General features: G+C 43.1%; 21 protein-coding genes and 1 CRISPR repeat array. Of the genes, 13 read left to right on the top strand and 8 right to left on the bottom strand.

Annotated elements, in window-relative coordinates:
- Positions 1-13: 13 nt before the first annotated feature.
- From OSCI_RS27190 to moeB, 4 genes are all read left to right on the top strand, one after another.
- Complete coding sequence (locus OSCI_RS27190) at positions 14-1,423, top strand: family 2B encapsulin nanocompartment shell protein (RefSeq protein WP_007358457.1); 1,410 nt, start codon at positions 14-16, stop codon at positions 1,421-1,423.
- Positions 1,424-1,570: 147 nt separating this feature from the next.
- Entirely contained in the window at positions 1,571-2,977 is a 1,407-nt protein-coding gene (locus OSCI_RS27185) for a family 2B encapsulin nanocompartment shell protein (protein WP_007358456.1), read from the top strand.
- Between the two features lie 106 nt (positions 2,978-3,083).
- A complete protein-coding gene (locus OSCI_RS27180; protein WP_007358455.1) occupies positions 3,084-3,575 on the top strand; it encodes a Mov34/MPN/PAD-1 family protein in 492 nt (163 codons plus the stop codon).
- A gap of 79 nt (positions 3,576-3,654) precedes the next feature.
- The gene (gene moeB, locus OSCI_RS27175) at positions 3,655-4,827 is read left to right on the top strand and encodes a molybdopterin-synthase adenylyltransferase MoeB (protein WP_007358454.1); all 1,173 of its coding nucleotides are present in this window, start codon (positions 3,655-3,657) and stop codon (positions 4,825-4,827) included.
- A 78-nt stretch (positions 4,828-4,905) separates the two neighbouring features.
- Here moeB and OSCI_RS27170 read toward each other — a convergent pair whose 3' ends face one another.
- The 3 genes from OSCI_RS27170 to OSCI_RS27160 all read right to left on the bottom strand — a co-directional run bounded on the left by OSCI_RS27170 (position 4,906) and on the right by OSCI_RS27160 (position 8,743).
- Entirely contained in the window at positions 4,906-5,973 is a 1,068-nt protein-coding gene (locus tag OSCI_RS27170; protein WP_007358453.1) for an NAD-dependent epimerase/dehydratase family protein, read from the bottom strand.
- 10 nt (positions 5,974-5,983) lie between these two features.
- On the bottom strand, positions 5,984-7,309 hold the full coding sequence (locus OSCI_RS27165; RefSeq protein ID WP_019487605.1) for a hypothetical protein: 1,326 nt from the start codon (positions 7,307-7,309) through the stop codon (positions 5,984-5,986).
- Between the two features lie 129 nt (positions 7,310-7,438).
- Complete coding sequence (locus OSCI_RS27160) at positions 7,439-8,743, bottom strand: glycosyltransferase (protein WP_007358451.1); 1,305 nt, start codon at positions 8,741-8,743, stop codon at positions 7,439-7,441.
- A 231-nt stretch (positions 8,744-8,974) separates the two neighbouring features.
- Here OSCI_RS27160 and OSCI_RS30485 point away from each other — a divergent pair, with 231 nt between their 5' ends.
- The 6 genes from OSCI_RS30485 to OSCI_RS27135 all read left to right on the top strand — a co-directional run bounded on the left by OSCI_RS30485 (position 8,975) and on the right by OSCI_RS27135 (position 13,464).
- Positions 8,975-9,136, top strand: a complete 162-nt coding sequence (locus OSCI_RS30485) for a hypothetical protein (RefSeq protein WP_019487606.1) — start codon at positions 8,975-8,977, stop codon at positions 9,134-9,136.
- Between the two features lie 30 nt (positions 9,137-9,166).
- Positions 9,167-10,444 carry an adenosylhomocysteinase gene (gene ahcY, locus OSCI_RS27155; protein ID WP_007358449.1) on the top strand — a complete coding sequence of 426 codons (1,278 nt, stop codon included), beginning with the start codon at positions 9,167-9,169 and terminating at the stop codon, positions 10,442-10,444.
- A gap of 305 nt (positions 10,445-10,749) precedes the next feature.
- Entirely contained in the window at positions 10,750-11,352 is a 603-nt protein-coding gene (locus tag OSCI_RS27150) for a DedA family protein (RefSeq protein WP_007358448.1), read from the top strand.
- Positions 11,353-11,402: 50 nt separating this feature from the next.
- The gene (locus OSCI_RS27145) at positions 11,403-11,654 is read left to right on the top strand and encodes a hypothetical protein (RefSeq protein WP_007358447.1); all 252 of its coding nucleotides are present in this window, start codon (positions 11,403-11,405) and stop codon (positions 11,652-11,654) included.
- A gap of 12 nt (positions 11,655-11,666) precedes the next feature.
- The gene (locus OSCI_RS27140; RefSeq protein WP_007358446.1) at positions 11,667-11,912 is read left to right on the top strand and encodes a DUF2283 domain-containing protein; all 246 of its coding nucleotides are present in this window, start codon (positions 11,667-11,669) and stop codon (positions 11,910-11,912) included.
- A gap of 130 nt (positions 11,913-12,042) precedes the next feature.
- Positions 12,043-13,464 (top strand): NADP-dependent isocitrate dehydrogenase, encoded by a 1,422-nt coding sequence (locus OSCI_RS27135; protein WP_007358445.1) that lies wholly within the window; start codon positions 12,043-12,045, stop codon positions 13,462-13,464.
- Between the two features lie 300 nt (positions 13,465-13,764).
- Positions 13,765-15,130: direct repeats of the CRISPR family, unit length 37 nt; unit sequence GCCGCAATTAAACTAAATCCCTATTAGGGATTGAAAC.
- A 175-nt stretch (positions 15,131-15,305) separates the two neighbouring features.
- On the opposite strand, the gene arsM is transcribed toward OSCI_RS27135, so the two are convergent.
- Together arsM and OSCI_RS27120 are read right to left on the bottom strand one after the other, a co-directional pair.
- A complete protein-coding gene (arsM, locus tag OSCI_RS27125; RefSeq protein WP_007358444.1) occupies positions 15,306-16,274 on the bottom strand; it encodes an arsenosugar biosynthesis arsenite methyltransferase ArsM in 969 nt (322 codons plus the stop codon).
- Between the two features lie 18 nt (positions 16,275-16,292).
- Positions 16,293-16,835: an MgtC/SapB family protein gene (locus OSCI_RS27120; RefSeq protein ID WP_007358443.1), complete on the bottom strand. Its 543-nt coding sequence runs from the start codon at positions 16,833-16,835 to the stop codon at positions 16,293-16,295.
- A gap of 306 nt (positions 16,836-17,141) precedes the next feature.
- Here OSCI_RS27120 and OSCI_RS27115 point away from each other — a divergent pair, with 306 nt between their 5' ends.
- On the top strand, positions 17,142-18,254 hold the full coding sequence (locus OSCI_RS27115; protein WP_007358442.1) for a Gfo/Idh/MocA family protein: 1,113 nt from the start codon (positions 17,142-17,144) through the stop codon (positions 18,252-18,254).
- Positions 18,255-18,552: 298 nt separating this feature from the next.
- Positions 18,553-18,855, top strand: coding sequence for a 30S ribosomal protein S14 (gene rpsN, locus OSCI_RS27110; RefSeq protein WP_007358441.1), 303 nt, complete (start codon positions 18,553-18,555; stop codon positions 18,853-18,855).
- A gap of 89 nt (positions 18,856-18,944) precedes the next feature.
- Here rpsN and OSCI_RS27105 read toward each other — a convergent pair whose 3' ends face one another.
- Together OSCI_RS27105 and OSCI_RS27100 are read right to left on the bottom strand one after the other, a co-directional pair.
- The gene (locus OSCI_RS27105; protein WP_007358440.1) at positions 18,945-19,274 is read right to left on the bottom strand and encodes a hypothetical protein; all 330 of its coding nucleotides are present in this window, start codon (positions 19,272-19,274) and stop codon (positions 18,945-18,947) included.
- 76 nt (positions 19,275-19,350) lie between these two features.
- Positions 19,351-19,785, bottom strand: coding sequence for a hypothetical protein (locus OSCI_RS27100; RefSeq protein WP_007358439.1), 435 nt, complete (start codon positions 19,783-19,785; stop codon positions 19,351-19,353).
- 79 nt (positions 19,786-19,864) lie between these two features.
- On the opposite strand from OSCI_RS27100, the gene aat reads away from it, so the two are divergent.
- The gene (gene aat / locus OSCI_RS27095) at positions 19,865-20,443 is read left to right on the top strand and encodes a leucyl/phenylalanyl-tRNA--protein transferase (protein ID WP_026103797.1); all 579 of its coding nucleotides are present in this window, start codon (positions 19,865-19,867) and stop codon (positions 20,441-20,443) included.
- A gap of 344 nt (positions 20,444-20,787) precedes the next feature.
- Here the strand turns inward: aat and OSCI_RS27090 are convergent, their stop codons facing one another.
- Positions 20,788-22,455 (bottom strand): FAD-dependent oxidoreductase, encoded by a 1,668-nt coding sequence (locus OSCI_RS27090; protein WP_234708839.1) that lies wholly within the window; start codon positions 22,453-22,455, stop codon positions 20,788-20,790.
- Positions 22,456-22,609: the final 154 nt, after the last annotated feature.

The following is a 22,609-nucleotide window of genomic DNA, read 5'->3' as shown; positions in this document are numbered from 1 at the left end:
AGAGGATTAATTTGTGACATATTCTAACGATCCTGGTGCAAATGTTGAAGGTCAACAACCCCAATTAAGTTTGGGGACAGCCGCCGCCAGAAATTTGGCAACAACAACCAAATCTGCACCGCAGATGCAGGAAATTACATCCCGGTGGTTGTTGAAATTATTGCCTTGGGTGCAGACTAAGGGTGGTGTATATCGCGTTAACCGTCGGTTGAGTTATACCGTCGGTGATGGAAAATTGACTTTTACCAACACTGGCGCAACGGTGCGAGTGATTCCCCACGAACTTACTGAGTTGCCCTTACTGAGAGGGTTTGACAACCTTGATGTGTTGACTGTCTTGGCAAACCAGTTTTTACAGGAAGAGTACGCCGCTGGCGACACGATCGTTGAGCTGGGTCAATCTGCCGATCGCGTGATCCTCATTGCTCATGGCAAGGTAAATAAAATTGGTACTGGTAAGTATGGCGAGGAAATCGTATTAGATGTGTTCGCCGACGGCGACCATTTCGGCGATGAAACTGTGGTGGAGTCGGAGGATACCTGGCAATACACGCTCAAGGCTATTACCAACACCATCGTGTTGTCACTACCCCAGCAGGCATTTGAGCAGTCGCTCGCTCAGTCTGAGCCATTGAGAACTCATGTTGAGAAGTTCCGCGATCGCCTCAGACAGCCACAGACTGCCCAAGGTGAGGCCTCCATTGAGGTAGCGACGGGTCATCGTGAAGAGACTCCCTTGGCAGGAACCTTCGTTGATTACGACCTTTCCCCTCGCGAATATGAGTTGAGCATCGCTCAAACGGTGTTGCGAGTAAGCACCCGCGTAGCGGATCTCTACAACGAACCGATGAATCAGACCGAGCAACAATTGCGGCTGACAGTCGAAGCATTACGGGAACGTCAAGAACACGAGTTGATCAACAACCGGGAATTTGGGTTACTGCACAACGCCGACCTCACACAACGCATCTACAGCCGTAGCGGTACACCTACCCCCGACGACCTAGACGAATTGCTAGCAACGGTATGGAAAGAGCCAGCATTCTTCCTAGCTCACCCCCGCACGATCGCAGCCTTCGGTCGCGAGTGTAACCGTTTGGGTGTCTATCCCACCAGCATAGATATGAACGGCGCTCAAGTGACGGCTTGGCGCGGTGTACCGATATTCCCCTGCAATAAAATTCCCATCAGCAATACCCGCACCAGTTCCATTCTCTTACTCCGCACTGGTTTGGAAAAACAAGGGGTGATTGGTTTACATCAAACTGGTATTCCCGATGAATACCAACCTAGCTTGTCTGTCCGCTTTATGGGCATCAGCGAAAAGGCGATCATCTCCTACTTGATTACTGCTTACTACTCCGCAGCCGTGCTAGTCCCAGACGCACTCGGTATTCTCGAAGATGTCGAAATCGGGCGCTAAACATTCCTGAGAGAGGTTAAGGTAAACGACTTTTGTCAATAAGTAATTACGCTCGATTTTAAGCGTAATTAACTTATCGATCGAAGTGTTATTGCCTTAACCTCTTAACTCTTTGAGTAGGCACTTTTGTTAGTAAAGGATGAGGTAATGACGTATTCTAACGATCGCGGTTTAGATGTTGAAGGTCAGCAACCCCAACTGAGTTTGGGAACAGCCGCCGCCAGAAATTTGGCAACAACAACCAAATCTGCACCGCAAATGCAGGAAATTACGCCTCGGTGGTTGTTGAAGATGTTGCCTTGGGTGCAGACAAAGGGTGGCACTTATCGGTTGAACCGTCGGTTAAATTATACGGTGGCTGATGGCAGGCTAACTTTCGCCAACACCGGAACGGTAGTTGAAGTAATTCCCCAAGAACTTTGTCAGTTGCCATTGCTGCGAGGGTTTAACGACACTGAGGTATTGAGCGCCTTAGCGAGTAGGTTTGTGCAACAGGAGTTTGCACCTGGTGACATCATCGTAGAGTCAGGTCAGAGAGCCGATCGCTTGTTCTCGATCGCTCATGGCAAAGTTAATAAAACTGTTGCTGGCAAGTATGGCGAGGAAGCTCTGCTGGATAGGCTAGCAGATGGCGACCATTTCGGCGATCGGGCGTTGTTGGAACCGGAAAGCACTTGGAAGTTCACCATCAAGGCTGTCACCCGATGCACGGTATTGGCGCTACCGCAACAGGCATTTCTGGAAGTGCTCAACCAGTCAGAGGCGTTGCAGACTCACGTTGAACAGGTGAGAATTAGTGCCCAACAACCACAGAATAAGTACGGGGAAGCTGCGATCGCCTTGTCTGCGAGTCATGTTGGGGAAACCCAGTTACCAGGGACTTTTGTAGATTACGAACTCTCCCCCCGCGAATATCCGTTAAGCATTGCTCAAACTGTATTGCGAATCAATACTCGCGTTTCCGATCTGTATAACGAACCGATGAATCAGACGGAACAACAACTGCGGCTGACGATTGAAGCATTGCGGGAACGGCAAGAACACGACTTGATCAATAATCGTGAATTTGGGTTGCTACACAATGCTGACCTGAAACAGCGGATCTACACCCGCAGCGGCCCCCCTACCCCTGACGATCTAGATGAATTGATTACCCGTCGTCGGAAATCGAAGTTTTTCCTAGCTCATCCTAAAACCATTGCGGCTTTTAGTCGGGAGTGCAACCGTCTGGGTATCTCAACGGAAAGCATCGATCTGAATGGGAGTAAGGTAATTACTTGGCGCAATGTACCCATTCTTCCCTGTAATAAGATTCCAATTACTAAGAACCAGACCAGTTCTATTCTGATATTGCGGACTGGAGAAGAAGATCAGGGTGTAATCGGACTACACCAAACGGGTATCCCGGATGAATACCAACCGAGTTTGTCGGTGAGATTTATGGGTATTAGCGAACAGGCGATCGCTTCTTACCTAATTACTGCCTACTACTCCGCAGCCGTCTTAGTACCTGACGCACTTGGCATTCTCGAAGACGTTGAAATCGGGCGCTAAGCGAGTCCTCTTCCTTCTTCCTTCTTCCCTCTTCCTTATCTCCTAGATAACTAAATTTTTCTTCCTTCTTCCTTCTTCCTTTTTCCTTTTCCTTGCGTTATCAAATATGGTTATAAAAGTTACTGCTAAACATTTGCAAGCTATCCAGACTCATGCAGAAAACACTTATCCTGATGAGTGTTGCGGTTTCTTGATGGGAGAAATCGCTGGGGATGTGAAAATCTTGGTAGAAGTTTGGCCAACTGAAAATGCTTGGAACCCAGAGGTGGCGGAAGCTTTGCCAGAGATGGAATCCGGGGATAAGCTAGAGCGTAGCAGGCGCGATCGCTTCGTCATTGCGCCGTCTGCGATGTTAAAGGCGATGAAACAGGGGCGCGATCGCCATCTTACCATCATCGGCATTTACCACTCCCACCCCGAACATCCAGCAATTCCCTCCGAGTGCGATCGCGCCTTAGCTTGGCCCCAATACTCCTACATCATAGCCTCAGTTTACCAAGGCAAAGTCCAAGACCTCCGCAATTGGAGCCTTGACGGAGAGGGTAACTTTCAGTCAGAGGAAATCATTACCCTCCAATCAGCTCAGGTTAAGAAATAATTAGGAAAATTTAAAATAGCCAAAGTAATGCGAAACATTTAGATATAATCTTAGATTGAGCTGCGCTACATAAACTGTCATGCTAAATCCAAATCTGGGTGAAATTCAACTAAAACAAGAAGAATACGAACGCTATTCGCGCCATTTAATCCTGCCAGAAGTTGGGCTAGATGGGCAAAAACGCCTCAAAGCTGCCAGCGTATTGTGCATTGGCACTGGTGGGCTTGGTTCGCCCCTGTTGCTATACCTAGCTGCTGCTGGCATTGGGCGCATTGGCATCGTAGATTTTGATATAGTAGACAGTTCCAACTTGCAACGGCAGGTAATTCACGGAACGTCTTGGGTAGGAAAGCCAAAGATTGAGTCTGCTAAAAATAGGATTCTAGAAATCAATCCCTTTTGTCAAGTTGACCTCTACGAAACTCGCTTGAGTTCTGAAAATGCCCTCGACATCCTCGCGCCTTATGATGTCATCGTGGATGGTACTGATAACTTCCCGACGCGCTATTTGGTGAATGATGCTTGCGTATTGCTGAACAAGCCAAATGTATACGGTTCTATCTTCAGATTTGAAGGGCAAGCTACTGTTTTTAATTACCAAGATGGCCCTAATTATCGCGATTTGTACCCCGAACCACCTCCTCCTGGGATGGTTCCTTCCTGTGCGGAAGGCGGTGTTTTAGGAATTTTACCCGGAGTCGTTGGCTGCATTCAAGCAACAGAAACTATCAAAATTATCTTAGGCCAAGGTAAGACTTTAAGCGGCAGATTGTTACTTTATAATGCCTTGGATATGACGTTCCGCGAGTTAAAATTGCGGCCAAATCCAGTGCGACCAGAGATTGAGAAGTTGATTGACTACGAACAGTTCTGCGGAATTCCTCAAGCAAAAGCACAGGAGGATCTACAACAAATGGAAATTCCAGAGATGACTGTCAAGGAACTTAAGGAGTTAATCGACAGCGGCGCGAGTGATTTTCTGCTGTTAGATGTTCGCAATCCTAACGAGTATGAGATTGCTAAGATTCCCGGTTCGGTATTAGTACCTTTGCCAGATCTCGAAACTGGTGGCGGTGTTCAGAAGGTTAAGGAATTGTTGAACGGCCATCGGTTGATCGCACATTGCAAAATGGGTGGCAGATCCGCGAAGGCGTTAGGCATCCTTAAAGAAGCTGGAATTGACGGCATTAATGTAAAGGGTGGAATTACTGCTTGGAGTAAGGAAGTTGACCCTTCTGTGCCTCAATACTAAATTTTGTTAACGGTTAACGGTTAACTGTTAACCGTTAACTGTAAGTTGGGGGAAGCACTAGCCAAACCCAACTCTTTTTTAATTAAAAATATCACTGACATATTCCTCAAATTCATAAATCCACTCATAAATTTCTGTCAGAGTCATCTTAGCATCTCTTTTGGGTTGCCATCCAGTAGCAGTAATCACTTTGCGGGAGTCTGTAATAAAAATAGGAACATCGCCGATGCGGTTTTCTACAATAGGATCGATCGGAACTTTATGCCCCGTAATCTCCTGGCAAAGCTGAGTTGTTTCATAAAGCGAAAGCGTGTTATTTATTCCACCACCAACATTGAAAATCTCTCCTTTTAATGCTTCTAAATTGTAAATTTGTAAATCTATCAAGTCTAGTAAATCTGCTATGTGTAAAAAGTCTCTGACTTGTTTACCTGTGCCTCCATAACCGATGTATTTTAAGGGTTTTTGGAAGTAGTGAAATGCCATCCACAAGGCAAAAATACCTTGATCGACTTTGCCCATTTGCCAGGGGCCAGTGAGGACTCCACAGCGATTAATTACAGTTCTCAATCCGTAAGCATCAGCATATTCAGTAATCAGTAATTCTGAGGCTAGTTTGGTCGCTCCATAGAGAGAGCGAGCTTTATCTAAAGGAAATTCTTCAGAAATACCGTGACTGGATGCACCTGATAAAGACTGTTTTTCTGTGAGGTGAAAGCGCGTTTCTGCTTCTGTAAATTCCATAGCATTGAGGTAAGCAATGGGATAAACCCGACTTGTAGACAGAAAAATAAAATCTGCCTGAGTTTGACGAGCTAATTCTAAACAGTTAATGGTTCCTACTAAGTTAGTTTGTAAGACATAACCAGGAGCAGCATATCCTGCTAAAACTGATGGCTCGGCAGAGCATTCTAAAATTAAATCTGGTTGTAGTACCGCTGGGTCTAAATCTTCTGTATTTCGGATATCACCATGAACAAACTTAATACCTGCTTGCTTTAGTCGGGGTAAATTTAATTCAGAACCCCGTCGCTTTAGGTTATCTAAGGCCGTAATTTGCCAGTCAGGATAACGTTGAGCTAGTCCCAGACCAAGGGAACTGCCTACAAATCCAGAACCACCAGTTATCAAAACTCGTTTATTCATATTTTTTACCTCACTGATTGCTAGTTTCAAACTCTCTAGGTTGAAAATATATATAAGTTTTCAACCACTTTGGTAAACTTAAGATGAACGCATAAGTAAAGAATAGAAACAATAACCAATTGAGCAGTTCATCTAAGTAGTAAATCTTGGGACTTTGGTTACTCAACCAAGTGGTTAAAATGATTGCCATTAATGCTAGACTAGAGATGGAAGTAAGCTGACTTCCAGTCTTTAACCAAGCCAAGATTTGGGGAATAGTAAATAATAAAAATATAAGTCTATAGTCCCAATTATTACCTATTAAGAAAGTTCCCATATATATACTAGCTCCTATCCTAAAGGCTTCAATTTGATTGATATTGAGTGTATTATTTTGAGATAAAGCATCTGTACGCTTAGCTAATAAATAAGACATGAAAAAGAATAACAATATGGTGAAGACAAATAGTAATAATTTGATTTTCTCAAAAAGTTGGGGAATTTGAGCATTATAAAAATTATCAAAATATATCTCTAAATTATTAAAAATAATATCGAATATTACCTTGCCCCCATAAGATAACTTTGTAGCTCTAGGTGTCGTCTTACTAACAAGATTAAAACTCTCCAAATCTGTAATTATATAAATTCCAAAAGCGATCCAAATAGATATAAAAATAAAAGTAAAATTTCGCTTTTTTTCTTTAAGACAAGTTATTAAAGCAAAAATGGGGTAAATTTTTAAAATTGCAGCAAATAGTATTATTATATAAGAGAAATAACGCCAGATAAAGGCATTATTTTTCATTATTAGTAACGATAAAGCTAAAATACTAAAAATAATTAGATCGTTGTTACCCCTTTCTATAGCCAACATTACTGAAGGAGAACACAAAATTAGTGCATAGAACAAAGCTTCAATATAGTTCAATCGTTTGATAGTAACAAAGGTTAAGATAAAAAATAGCAATCCGAAAAGGATGGCAAGAATAACTGTATGACTTTGATCTAGTCCCCAAGATGCAGGGATTGACCAAATTCGTGGATAGTTCATCGGACGCTTCCAAGGATCGCAGGGATTCTCAACGAGAACGTCATAGCCTAATCGAATACATTCAGCACCAGCCGCGATTACCCGCATATCGGCAAAGGGAGGTAGCATCTTGTGAACTAATGGATAGATGAAACGAAGTTTAATCAATGAATTAGGGTAATTAGAGAAAAAACTTGTAGCAACAACTATCGGCAGGAAATATACAATTAAAACTGCAAGTAATAGGATACGTCCATCGAGTTTCGGGGTTTTAGATAACTGATGAGTAATAGAGCTTTCAAATCTTTGTAAAAGTCTAGGCATTGTCATTTTCCACAAAACTAGATAATCAGATTGAACCTATTTGGTATTGCGTACATCACTATACTATATAGCATAATTCATTTTTTTAACTACCAATTTTTTGATTAAATAATGATTGATGAAGATCGATCATCTCATTTTTTTGAGGCTGTTTAATTCAGGTTGCTTGCGAACATAATCTCCTCTAGAAAGATGTTTTTCTAGCCAAATATAAAGTACCACAAATAGATAGCGGCTTCCCATTTCTTTGATTTTTAGCTTAGATACACCTGTTTTACGATTTTGCCATCTGATCGGGATAATTGTGTAGGAATATCCCCGAACAATGGACTTAAGAGGCATTTCAACTGTCAAGTTAAAATGATGAGATAGGAGAGGATAAATACCTTCGATTACTTCTCTGCGGTAGGACTTAAAGGCATTAGTTGTGTCATTCAGCTTCAATCCAAATAGAATTTTAATAAATAAATTAGCTAAACGGTTGATGAGCAACTTGTGAGTGGGATAATCAATAACTTTACCGCCTTTGATGAATCGAGAACCAAACACACAATCATAACCTTCTTGCAGTTTATAATAGTAATCAATAATATTTTCCGGGGCATCAGAATTATCTGCCATGACAATGGCGACAGCATCTCCTTGAAAATTCTCTAATCCGCAGCGAACAGCGAAACCAAAGCCGTTAGGCAAATAGTTATTTATATAACGTACTTTACTATTTTGAGAATTTAGCTGCTGCGATAATTCTTCGGTGCGATCGCGGCTGTTATCGTTAACTATTATAATTTCGTAATCAATCCCTTTTTCTTCTAGTAATTGGGTGATGGATTGAACAGTTTCGACTATACAACCTTCTTCATTATGAGCAGGAATGACAATTGAGAAAACTTTGATTTTTGTTAATTTTTGGAATTGATATTGTCTTGGTTGAGAAGAGCTATTTTCCAATGCAGGAGCTAAACCTTCGGGACAATATATTTCTGAAGAAAAATCGGGTAGGCTCTTAGAAGATTGAACGGGAGATTTAAAGACTAATCGATCGCTGATTAAATAATTGATAGACGCACTCAAAAATACACCTATCAAGGTATTAACTGCATAATTGATTTTCAACCAATCTAATAAAGGAAATACAAGGAAGATGCGAGCAATGACAGAAGTGCCAGCCGAGAGATGGTACAAGGGAATTTGTCGCCACAATACTTCTCGAATAGTCCACGCACCTCCTGGCCAAACCCAAATCCGATAGATGAAAAAACTAGCTAACAGCGAAAATTCAATTGATATTACATTCGCGATATTGCGTAAAACAGGCGTATTAAATCCTAGCTTTTCAATCATCCAAAAGATCAGAAGCAAATTTATTGTTGCTGCTACGCCACCACCGATCAGAAACTTAAAAATTTTTTGCCGAAATAGCTTTTTTAACATGGCGAAAACACCCAAAAACTACAAAGACTTCAAGAAAGTAGTTATTATTTTGTACGATATCGTATCATAACGATACTCATAATGATGTCGCTCGTAGAATTTATGACTTTTTGTAACCTTATATTACTAAATGTAAAAAAAATACCATGTTTGATGAAAAATTCAGTGAAAAACATCAATTATTGAGGGCTGAAGGCTAAAAATTGGCGACGGGGAACTCGATCGGGGCTTTTGTCTTCGGGATCTGTAGGTGCGATCGCACCCTGGGAAGATGATACCCAAAAAATCAGCGCCAAATGCGATCGCCACTACAGACTAGGGGCCGATCGAGATTCAAAGATCCAAATATCCTTTGCTCGCTCTCCCAGTTTTTTGCACGCTGAGTTAATCTAGTTAAACATTGAACGTTTTCTGAAAAATCACATGACGGCAACAGTTGTCCAGTTAAAGCACGAAGTCAAAGACTTGTCCCTTGCCCCCTTGGGAAAACAACGCATCGAATGGGCCGGCCGGGAAATGCCCGTTTTGGGGCAAATTAGAGACCGTTTTGCCAAAGAAAAGCCCTTTACTGGCATCCGCTTGGCGGCTTGTTGTCACGTAACTACTGAGACGGCCCACTTAGCGATCGCCCTCAAAGCCGGAGGCGCTGACGCTGTACTGATCGCCAGCAACCCGCTGAGTACCCAAGATGACGTAGCAGCTAGCCTTGTAGCCGATTATGGTATACCAGTATTTGCCCTCAAAGGCGAAGACGCAGCCACCTACGAACGCCACGTCAATATTGCCCTGGATCACCGCCCCAACATCATTATCGACGATGGCAGCGACGTAGTTGCTAGTTTAATCCAACATCGTCAAAACCAAATTTCCGACCTGATCGGTACCACCGAAGAAACCACCACCGGGATCGTCCGCCTGCGGGCCATGTTCCGAGACGGCGTGCTCACCTTCCCCGCAATGAACGTTAACGACGCGGATACCAAGCACTTCTTTGACAACCGCTACGGCACCGGTCAATCTACTTTAGATGGCATTATCCGCGCTACCAACGTGCTGTTAGCCGGCAAAAATATTGTAGTTGCAGGCTATGGCTGGTGTGGCAAAGGTACTGCACTCCGGGCTCGCGGTATGGGCGGAAATGTGATCGTTACCGAAATCGATCCGATCCGCGCGATCGAAGCCGTCATGGACGGTTTCCGCGTCATGCCAATGGATGAAGCCGCACCAGTGGGAGATTTATTTATCACAGTTACCGGCAATAAACACATCATTCGTAGCGAACATTTCGACGTAATGAAAGACGGCGCAATGGTTTGTAATTCCGGTCACTTTGACATTGAAATTGACCTCAAAGTTTTAGGTGAAAAAGCTACTGAAGTGCGGACTGTGCGACCTTTCACTCAAGAGTATCGCCTTAAGAATGGCAAGTCAGTAATCGTACTCGGTGAAGGACGTTTAATTAACTTGGCTGCTGCGGAAGGACACCCCAGCGCAGTGATGGATATGAGCTTTGCTAACCAAGCTTTGGCTTGTGAATATCTGGTCAAGAATAAAGGCAAATTGGAAGCCGGTATTCACTCTATCCCCGCTGATGTTGACAAAGAAATTGCACGGTTAAAGTTGCAAGCAATGGGGATTAATATTGATACCCTGACTCCTGCACAAATTGAGTACATGAACTCTTGGACTTCTGGCACATAATTGTTAGCGGTTAACTGTTAACGGTTAACTGTTAACTGTTAACTGTTAACGGTGTCATTGCGACAAAGCGAAGCGATCGCAGGGCCATTGAGATTGCTTCGGACTTATACCAATTTCAAAAAAGTATGCAACAGTCTTCTTGTCCCCCCCTTTGCAAGGGGGGCTAGGGGGGTCGAAGAGTCTTGCATGATTTTAGAGAAATAGTATTAGTTTTCTTCACTACGTTCGCAACACCTCAGATTGCATTAGCAACCAACGTAACAACCAACAACTAACCACTAACCACTAACAATTAACTAAAAAAAATGTCTGAGTGGATAATTAATACAATGCAATCCTTGGGTTATCTAGGAATTGGACTCTTGATGTTTCTAGAAAATCTTTTTCCGCCGATTCCATCGGAATTAATTATGCCATTCGCAGGATTTACGATCGCGAAAGGAGATATGCAGTTTGCACCCGCGATCGCGGCCGGAGTAATTGGTACTGTCTTAGGAGCATTTCCCTGGTACTATGCAGGTAAAATCTTAGGCGAAGAACGTCTGCGAAATCTGGCTGATAAATACGGTAAATGGATTACAGTATCCGGTCACGATATCGACAAAGCTGATAGGTGGTTTAAGCGTCACGGTACTAAAGCTGTATTTTTATGCCGTCTTGTACCAGGAGTTCGTACTTTAATATCCTTACCCGCTGGCATTAATAATATGCCCTTAGTGCCATTTTTAATCTACTCAACTCTGGGCACTACTTTATGGGTGAGTTTTCTCACTTTTCTGGGGTATAAATTAGCAGATCACTATGATTTAGTTGATGAATACTTGGGCCCTGTTTCTAAGATTGTAGTGCTTTCTCTGATTATTTGGTTTGCGCTTTGGGTAGTCAGGAAGAATATGCGGAAAGAGTAAAGAGGGGTGGAATTTAGTAATTTTACTTGATTAATTAGTTAGGCAAAAAAATGAGCATTAGGCTACATCCCCATGCTCAGTCAAGATTAATTGAGCGTGGTGCAACTGAGGCAGAAGTTATTGCTACGGTCGAAAGCGGTACTACATTTCCGGCTCAATTGGGTAGAATGGGGTTTAGGCGGAACTTTCCCTTTAATGCAGAGTGGCAAGGAAAGATATATGCTACAAAGAAGGTAGAAGCAATAGCTCAAAAGGTTGCAGAAGATTGGTTAGTTATTACTGTAATTATCAAATATTTTTAAATAGAGGTTCTTATGAAACTGACCTACGATCCGAGATACAATGTTGCTTATATTTACCTGAAAGAAAAACCAACAGAAGTAGAAACAGTTCAAGTTAGCGAAGAATTAAATATAGATATTGCTCCTGATGGAACTATTTACGGAATAGAACTGCTCAATGCTAATCAACAATTAGGAGGTAATAGTCAAGGTAAATTAATAGTAATTAATGAAGCTTTGGGAGAATCCTCAGAAATTCAACTGTCACTTTCCCCTTAACTAAAATACAAGATAATGATTTTTCTGCTGTCTATGCTACAAATTACAAATAAAATCTCAAATAAATTGTTGATATCTATTTCCCAAGTCGTGACACAATAGAAAACATTGCTATCCACACTTTCTAAGTATGTACGAAAAAATTACAGCCCCTACAACTGGTTCTAAAATTACATTCAAAGATGGGGAGCCCATCGTCCCCGACGACCCAATTATTCCCTTCATTCGCGGCGACGGGACGGGTGTTGACCTTTGGCCTGCTTCCCAGAAAGTTATGGACGCTGCGGTAGAAACAGCTTACGGTGGGAAGAAAAAAATCAATTGGTTTAAGATTTATGCCGGTGATGAAGCTTGCGAAGTTTACGGTACTTACCAATATTTGCCCGCCGATACTAGCAATGCAATTAAAGAATATGGTGTAGCAATTAAGGGGCCCTTGACGACTCCTATCGGTGGGGGTATTCGTTCCCTGAATGTAGCTTTGCGGCAAAATCACGATCTTTATTCCTGCATTCGCCCTTGTAAATATTATCCGGGAACGCCTTCGCCGCACAAAACTCCTGAGTTGCTGGATGTGATTATTTACCGGGAAAATACAGAGGATATTTACCTGGGGATTGAGTGGAAAGAAGGCAGCGAAATCGGCAATAAATTAATTGCTTTGCTGAATAATGAGTTAATTCCGGCTACGCCTGAACATGGGAAAAAACAAATTCCTCTGGATTCGGGAATTGGGATTAAACCGATTAGTAAAAAAGGTTCTCAGCGGTTAATTCGTCGGGCAATTAAGCACGCTTTAAGGTTGCCCAAGGCTAAGCAGCAGGTGACTTTAGTGCATAAGGGCAACATTATGAAATACACTGAAGGTGCTTTTCGTGACTGGGGTTACGAATTGGTAAAGAGTGAGTTTCGCAATGAGTGCGTGACTGAGATGGAGTCTTGGATTCTGAGTAATAAGGAACGGAATCCTGAGATTAGTTTAGAAGATAATGCCCGTCAGATTGAACCGGGATATGATGCTTTAACTCCTGAAAAGCAAGCCAAGATTTGCAAAGATGTTGAGGAAGTTCTCTCGGCTATTTGGGAAAGTCATGGCGATGGGAAGTGGAAGGAAAAGATCATGGTCAATGACCGGATTGCTGATAGTATTTTCCAACAGATTCAAACGCGGCCGGCGGAGTATTCGATTCTGGCGACGATGAATTTGAATGGTGATTATTTATCGGATGCGGCGGCCGCAATTGTCGGCGGTTTAGGTATGGGGCCGGGGGCGAATATTGGGGATGAATGTGCAATTTTTGAGGCAACTCATGGGACTGCACCTAAACACGCGGGTTTAGATAAGGTTAATCCTGGTTCGCTGATTTTGTCGGGGGTGATGATGTTAGAATATCTCGGTTGGCAGGAGGCGGCTGAGTTGATTAAGAAGGGTTTGGCGGCGGCGATTTCTAATGGTGAAGTGACTTATGATTTGGCGCGAATGATGGAACCGCCTGTCCCTGAGTTGAAGTGTTCGGAGTTTGCGGATGCGATTATTAAGCATTTTGGTTAACTGTTAACTGTTAACTGTTAACGGTTGAGACAGGAGTATATTTTGTCTAGTTTGCGGGAATCGGTAGGTGTAAATTTTGGGGTGTCAAATTTTTCGGCTGTAATGCAACTGCTGTAAGGGTTTGATGCCCCTTACCTAAAAAAACGATTCCCGCAATGGCTGCAACCTTTACAGGGTATGGATTTGAGAAAAAGATCGCAGGAGGGTATTGACAAGTCGATGGCTGGAATGATACTTTTAGATCAGATTCCCGAAACCGCACCTTGAAAACTAAATATAGTAAGGCTTTCAGAAACCGGCGCCGCAATTAAACTAAATCCCTATTAGGGATTGAAACCACCATCCCTATCATCAAGACTGTACCATTTGCTTTCCGCAATTAAACTAAATCCCTATTAGGGATTGAAACCGAAGCTTAAGAAACCTATCCCAAGATTTAGAGCCGCAATTAAACTAAATCCCTATTAGGGATTGAAACGTGATAATATTCAAGGTTCATTCTCAAGAGTATTACCCGCAATTAAACTAAATCCCTATTAGGGATTGAAACGTTCCCTTGCCTGATGTACCTAATTTAACTGGCATCAGCCGCAATTAAACTAAATCCCTATTAGGGATTGAAACTTCTAACCTATAAACACAATAACTAAATAAACTAGCCGCAATTAAACTAAATCCCTATTAGGGATTGAAACCGTGCTTTTCCTTGATAATAAAGAAATTTTCTACTTGCGCCGCAATTAAACTAAATCCCTATTAGGGATTGAAACCAACTGCTGCAATATTTAGAGATTTCTGCTGAGGGCCGCAATTAAACTAAATCCCTATTAGGGATTGAAACTGAATATTTCAGGCTTGAAAGAAGGTAATTATTATTGTTATTGCCGCAATTAAACTAAATCCCTATTAGGGATTGAAACTTGGTTGGACAAACTGGAGCTGTTACAGTTCAAGCCGCAATTAAACTAAATCCCTATTAGGGATTGAAACCTAAAATATGGCTATAACTGGAATTATTGGACATCAGGGTAAGCCGCAATTAAACTAAATCCCTATTAGGGATTGAAACAATAAGAAAGTTGAACCGTGCTTTCCGACTATAAGCCGCAATTAAACTAAATCCCTATTAGGGATTGAAACAACAACGGAATGGTATCAGTAACTGTAGTGACAACCTCCGCCGCAATTAAACTAAATCCCTATTAGGGATTGAAACTTTTCTGAAATCAATTGATAAACTATCAGAGAATCAGCCGCAATTAAACTAAATCCCTATTAGGGATTGAAACTCCACGTGGCTGTATTATCGATCACGGGAATTTTGCCGCAATTAAACTAAATCCCTATTAGGGATTGAAACCAAATAGAATACAAGTCCTTCCATAAAGCTAGACATTTGTTTTGCGCCGCAATTAAACTAAATCCCTATTAGGGATTGAAACAGGCACTACAGCAGGCATTTCAAAGACCAATGCAAAGCCGCAATTAAACTAAATCCCTATTAGGGATTGAAACACCATCATCAGAAGGCAGCTTGAGAATGGGACAGTTGCCGCAATTAAACTAAATCCCTATTAGGGATTGAAACTCTACAATTGCTTTAGCGTAACCAGCAATGTCCGCTTTAGAGCCGCAATTAAACTAAATCCCTATTAGGGATTGATTTTCAACTGCATAGGCAATCTCATTTTTTAGGGCTTACACAATTGTCACACTTGAATCTACTTGTAGGATGCGTCAGACACAGAAATCGATCGAAACCGTCAGGGTTGTAGTATCAGACGCACCCTACTAATTGTGCCAGTTGCCTAAGTTCTGTCATTATTTTGTTAATCAAACACCTAACAACAACCCCCACCACTATAATGCCAAGTTGAATCAGTAATTAACACTCGATCCTGGATTAACGCCCCTAACTTCCCAGCAGTTTTATCGCACACGGCCGCAGGAACTCCCCGCTGAAGTATATGACCTTCTCCATCATCAAAAAACTCTTCTAGCCCGTTATAAATTGCTGTTTTACCCGTAAAAACACAGGCCCCATCATCGGGAATTGATACCTTAAAAGATACAGAATCCAGACTTTCTAAAAGCAAATCTGCATCTAAATTATAACTCACCCGATCCAATAACCGATAAGACCGCCGCGCCCTAATTTCCACTTGACCAAAACCCACATTAATCAGGTGTTGTACGTATTCATCATAAGTCAAAGCACCCGATAAACACATCGCCCGCAATCGTTCATCGTCTCTCAAATGTTGGGGAATAGGACGAGTAGCAATCGGATCGCTCATTAACAATCTACCACCTGGTTTTAATACTCGATAAGCTTCTTTTAAAGCTTTAGTTAAATCCGCAGGTTCAAAGATATTAAATAGACAATTTTGAGCTACTACATCTACAGAAGCATCTGCTACTGGTAAAGCGAAAGCATCGCCTTCTCGAATTTCGACAAAACTAGGGTCAAACCAATCATTATCTTGAGCAGCAAGTTGCAAGTTACGATGAGCAGCTTCTCGCATGGCGGCTACAGGTTCGACAACAATAACTCCAGCTTTTCGCCGGGAAAAATAAGCAAACTGCAAGGCTTCTAAACCGCCGCCAACACCAACATATAAAACTACTGGTTTACCTACAAGTTCCGCCGCGTGGACGGTAGTACCACAGCCATAATTCATCTCTTGCATTGACTGAGGAATGATTAATCCTGGCAATTGCAAAGGACTACTTTGAACGCAACAAAGTCCAACTTGGGGAGTTTCTGCAACTTCACTGTAAAATTTTGCCGCAGTTTCAAGATAGGTCATAGTTAATTTTCCTCTAAATTATTTCTCTTGTATATCTTGGCTAGATGGTGCTTCTTTCACTCGTGTTTTGATGCGATTTTGAGTATAAGGACGGCGCAGTAAAGTAGCTTTCTCAAGTTTCTTAACTCCGCTGAGAACTCCTAATGCAAAAACTGTTCCAATTAAGCTTATTCGCCACAGACCGCAACCTGCGGCTGCTCCTAATCCAGCCGCTAGCCAAATTGTAGCAGCGGAAGTTAACCCCTTAACTTGTGTTCTACCAAATTTATTCTGATTTTGTTGGAGAATAATTCCGGCTCCTAGAAATCCTACTCCTGTAGCGACACCTTGGAGCGTTCTGCTAAGAGCATTGGTAGAGGAAGAGGTATTTTCATTGTCGATTTGCAAAGGAATCATGACAAATATGGCTGCACCTAAGCTTACAATCATAAAAGTTCTCAAGCCTGCCGGTCTACCTGGTTGCTGTCGGTTAATGCCGATCGCGCCGCCGACCAGTAGAGCTACACTGAGCCTGAAAGTTATACTTTGCCAATCGCTAGAATTGAAAAATATTGAATTCATTACTCAAAAAACTACGGTTAGTCACTTTGCTGACTAGGGATTAAGGTTAATTATAGATTAAATTTAGGTTAAATTCAACAAATCGCGATCGCTATTAGCCTCAGTTGAGGACTTACGCACGCAGTACAACAGCCCTCTGAGCGATCGCAATACCCCCCAGAGAGCTGCATTACATAGCTGGTATACTATCCGTAACGCCTAATTCCTGGCGGTTCTTTGACCTCCCAGAGGCCGGCGTTACCTAAGTAATGCCTAAGTCCTATATTATTTACCTACTTACTATTTATTCTCTCAAATAACTATCTTATGTCATCTACCATTAGTATTGCCGTTGTAGGCACTGGCTTCGGTCAAAAAGTACATTTACCCGCATTTCAAGCACATCCACGAACGGAAGTTGTAGCTGTTTATCATCGAGATTTAGATAAGGCGAAGGCGATCGCATCTGCTAACAATATACCTTATGCTGCTAATACGATAGAAGATATAGTGGCTTTGCCTGAAGTCAAGGCAGTGGCAATTTCAACGCCACCATTTTTGCATTCTGAAATGGCAAAAATAGTATTGCAATCTGGCAAGCATTTGTTACTCGAAAAGCCAACAACTTTGACAGCAATTGAAGCTAGAGAATTGTACCGAATGGCAAGAGCAAAAGCTTGTACGGCAACGATGGATTTTGAGTTTCGGTTCATCCCAGCTTGGCAAATGCTAGCAGAATTGTTAGCAGAGGAATATGTAGGAGAAAAGCGGTTAATTAAAATTGATTGGTTAGTATCGAGTCGCGCCGATGCTTCTCGCCCTTGGAATTGGTACGCGCAAAAAGATAAAGGCGGCGGTGTGTTAGGGGCGACGGGTTCCCATGCTTTTGATTATATTAGTTGGCTTTTTGGCCCGATTCGGCGATTATCGGGGCAATTAATTACAGGCATTACCTCGCGCCCAGATCCCAAAGATGGCGGTAAATTAAAAACTGTTGATGCTGATGATTCTTGTACTTTAATGTTGGAATTAGCAGACGGAACGCCTTGTCAAGTTTGTCTGAGTTCTGTTACTTATCAAGGGCGCGGGCATTGGGTAGAGGTTTATGGAAGTAATGGAACGTTAGTTTTAGGTAGCGATAATCAACAGGATTATGTACACGGTTTTCGTCTGTGGGGAAGTAAAGGAGGAGAATCTTTAGCGGAGATTAAAGTTCCTGAAAGGTTGGAGTTTCCGCAAGTTTATCCTGATGGTAGAATTGCAGCATTTATGCGGGTAGTCGATAAGTGGGTTGAGGCAATAGATGCTGGCAAATCATTAGTTCCTTCTTTGAAAGAGGGGGTTTATTCTCAATTGTTGATGGATTTGACCCACGAATCGAATGTAACTGGGACTTGGGTGGATGTGCCGGATTTAGATAAGTTTTTGGCTGGTGGGTAATATAGCAACCGCCAAGGCGGTTAAGAGGGGCTAGGGGCTAGGGGCTAGGGGCTAGGGAAAGAAGGAAAAGAAGGGAAAGAAGGGAAAGAGGGGAAGAGAGTCAAGTTCGATGCTCTGAGCGAGTGTCCTAACCGTTGTGGTGGTTGCTATAAGTGAAGTACACAGAAACCAGGTTTCTGGGGTCTTCCTGCAATATCGAGATGTTCCCAAGTTATTCCTCTTACCGCCGACAGCAGGCAGTCCATAACTGCGATAGAATGGAAAATACTGACTTTATTTAGGGATACCAGAACAGTTCATGGCTAAAAAGAGCATGATCGAGCGCGAAAAAAGACGGCAGAAGCTCGTAGATAAGTACGCCGCCCAGCGGGAAGACCTCAAGGAGCAATTCCGTGTCGCAGGCTCGCAGATGGAGAAAGTTGCTATCCATCGCCAAATTCAACAACTACCCCGGAACAGTTGTCCGACTCGCTTGCGGAATCGCTGCTGGGCTACGGGACGACCCAGAGGTTATTACCGGGACTTCGGCTTATCTCGGCACGTCATTCGCGAAATGGCTCACCAAGGTCTTCTTCCAGGTGTTGTCAAGTCAAGCTGGTAGTTTGGCTTGGGAAGAGGGGAAGGGAGAATTGCTGGCTTTTTAACTCAAAACTCAAAACTCCCCATCTTCCCTATTTTTCCCATTTTCTTTCATTGTCCGCAGCAGCGATCGATTCCCAGACTATCGAGGAGTAGGTCGCTGACAGCATTGGCGATCGCAAATTCGCCATAAAAACTCTTAGAAAAGTCAAAGGCCCGCATTTCCGTAACGATCGCAATTACCAGAGAACCCAAATCATTCTCACCCTCCATCCGCTGGCGGACATAGATTTGGGCAGCTCTTTGGGCAATTTGGTAATTAACGGGTTCTGGTAGAAACTCGGAATCAAGCCATATCTGCAAGGTTTCTTGCAACCATTCCCCTTCCTGCTGCGGATTTTTGGCAGGAGGTAAGGTAATCGCATTTATCGGTTCAGACATTGACTGCAACCATCGGGTTAGGAGTAACAAAGGAGTACAATTAACAGTTAACAGTTAACAGTTAACAATTAACAAACTATTGTGCAGCTAAAGTAACAATCGGCATTTTTTCATCTTTCCCTGTCATTTGAGCGTAAAAGAGAGTCATCTGCTCTTTAATCAACTCTGCCAACATTTTATTAACAGCAGTAATTGCTGGGTTGGAGTTGAGTTTGTAACAAACTTGATAATCTTTATGTCTTTGATAAGAACGAGTAGATTTATCAAAAAGTTTAGTAGATTTTGTTTCTACAAACACTGAAGGATCGGGATGACCGTACCAATAAAGGCGATACAAGTGAGCGGCCTCACTAGGAGTGAAGATCAGCATATCTTCGTTGCTGCCCGCAAGGTGTAAAATATAAACATTGTCTCTCTTTTTTATTTGGAAGTAACCCCAAGTTTTCTCAGTTTTATCGAGAAGTTTTCTTAAGGTACTCTCCAGCATCGGGCAAGCATCAAAACTTTTCATAACGCTTTTGCAAGCTACAGGACAACGTTAAACAGATAAGCTTACTGAAACGTATAATCAATTATACCAGTGAATGGCGATGCAGCTAGATATTGACTCAATCATCCACGGATATGCAGCCGGCTATTTCCTGATGGCAAATGAAGGTGAAGATAGTTTAAATTGGTATTCCAGCAGAGAGCGATCGCTAATTCCTTTAGATGAGCGCTTTACCTATCCGCGATCGCTCCGCCGTTCCCTCAATCAAAATCGCTTCACCACCGCCGTTAACCGCGACTTTAAGGCCGTAGTTGAAGGTTGCGCCAACCGCGAGGAAACCTGGATTTCCCCGCAACTCAAGGAAATTTACCACGCTCTCAACCAAGCAGGCTGGGCCTACAGCTTCGAGACTTGGCAAGGGGATGAACTCGCAGGCGGTATTCTGGGAATTGTCATCGGCGGCGCATTCATTGGTGAATCTATGTTCTACAGGATTCCCGAAGGCTCAAAAGTAGCGATGGTGAAATTAGTAGAACGGCTGCGCGATCGCTCTTTTGTCCTCTTTGACGCGCAGATGACCAACCCCCACCTAGAAAGATTTGGCTCTTACATCATCAATAACAAGCAATACCAATCTCTACTAAAAAAAGCCTTACAGCGTCGGTGTTCCTTAATTTGATGCGGTCATATTCAACTAATTGCTCTCCATTAGATTACTGCGGATTCTATCAGCAGCCAATGGCCGGCAAAGTTAAGTCTTCCGCAAACGGTGAGAGGTTTCTTGCTTTCGTAAGTTTGTAAGAAGCTATCAACTTCAGGGTCTAAAGTGACAAGTCTCCAAGTTTGACCAGCTAAAGCTGGAGGAGATGCGATCGCCAGTTCATAGTCCTGTTCGCTACGGCGATGGAAAATTCCTGAGAATTGGTAATTGGTAATTAGTAATTGGTAATTGTTAATTGGTAATTGGTAATTGGTAATTGGGGAAAAAGCCTCTTCCTCTCCCCCGCTCCCCCTCTCCCCCGCTCAAGAGCTCCCCCGCTCAAGAGCTCCCCCGCTCAAGAGCTCCCCCGCTCCCCCGCCCCCCCGCTCCCCCGCCCCCCCGCTCCCCTTACAAGGGCAATTTCCACTAGCTGGATACTCTGCGGGGCGATCGAGGTAGTAGCGTTGCCAATAGAGCCAATCTGGGTGATTAGGTGTCAAATTAAAGAGGGGAACGATCGCGGCGGGAGCGATCGGATCTTGTAATAGCGCCTCTTGTAGCACCCTCACGGGCAATTCTCTGGGCTCAATACCTCTTTCTATACATAGTGCGGCGGCCATCCCTGCGGCTTGTCCAATGCCCATAACTGCGGGTTGCAGGCGGGTTGCGCCGTTAGCTATGTGAGAAACAGATATATTTTTTTCGCACGTAAGCAAGCCGTCTGTTTCAGTCGGAATTAGGCAAGTATAAGGTATCGTAAAGGGCGTTCCCGTCCAACGACCGCCCCAACGGAGAGATTTAGGTTGTAGGGGGATATTGCCACTGGTGTAGTGGTGATCGTTGGCGTAATTGGCGATCGCGATCGCTAGGCATTCTCCGTTAGCATTAACTGGTAAAGAAGCGGCATTTCCAGAAGCGATCGGCAAAATATCCTGTTCCTTAATTGTATCTAATCCTTGCAAACGCCGACTTTCTCGATAGTAAGGATGCAGTGCAAAGGCAGAATTGGTAATTGGTGATTGGTAATTGGTAATTGGTGATTGGCGATCGGTAAAAATTTCCCCATCTTGCGATTTTACCATTTTGAAAGTGGGAAAAATATCCTCTGCTAAACCGTAGCGGCGACCTAATTGATTTTGAATAAAACGGGCAAAACTTTGGGTATGCCATAGACTTTCTTGGAGAAATTCGCGCCTCGATGATTCCGATTCTATTAAACGGTTAACTCCTTCTCCATAGTCATTCCCTCGTATTGGCCAATTAATCATAAATCGATTGCCAGGTAGTCGGCCATAATTGAGAAACTTCTCTGGGCCATAGTTATCCCAAGCATCTACAAATTGACTGGGATTATCTATCGGTGGCGCAGGAATTTCTGGCGCAATCGCATCTGCGCCGAAATCTTCCATAATCACAACCCAAGTAGGGGCTTGTACGGGATAGGTTTCTGTTAGAATATTAGGAGCAATTGGAGCACTAGGTTCTCCCCATTCAGCTTGAAATTCCCAACCCCATCGATAGGGAATTTCGCCTATTGCTAGTAAGTCTCCTAACTCGGTTGCATCGAGAGTGATTTGAGCGTGGACGGTAAAATCTTCAAAGCGAACGCCGACAATTTTATGGCCTTTTTTTAACACTTCTTGGGGTGTTTGTCCAGCAATCCAATATAAGTTTGGTAGTTGTTTCACCCAGTCTGCAAAAATTTCAGCACCAATGCGAGGATCGTAAGTAAAAAAGCTGACCCAGGCACGATCTAAGCCTCCAGGTTGTTGTTGAAGCTTTTTAAGAAATGCACCCCATAAACCAGTTTGAAAAGCTGCTAATTCGTTACCATCTGGTGCGGATACGCCTGCTGTCGTGAGCATTCCTCCTAACCAAGGAAATTCACTAATTAAGATAGTTTTTGCTCCTCGGCTGGCGGCTTGTACTGCTGCCGCAGTGCCACCTGTGCCACCGCCAACTACTAATATATCAGCGTTTAGTTCATTCATTGGTAATTGGTAATTGGTAATTGGTAATTGGTAATTGGCAGTTTTAAGGTGGCGCTCGCCGCCAACCATCTTTAGTTATAAGTTACAATATTTTTAGTCGGCGAGCGCCCACCCTACAAGTTATAGCGTTTATTTATGTCCCTCTAGTTACAAC

The sequence above is a fragment of the Kamptonema sp. PCC 6506 genome, assembly GCF_000180455.1.
In the GTDB taxonomy this organism is placed as follows: domain Bacteria; phylum Cyanobacteriota; class Cyanobacteriia; order Cyanobacteriales; family Microcoleaceae; genus Kamptonema; species Kamptonema formosum.
The sequence above is the reverse complement of the archived record's forward strand: the minus strand, read 5'-3'. Positions and strand labels throughout refer to the sequence as shown.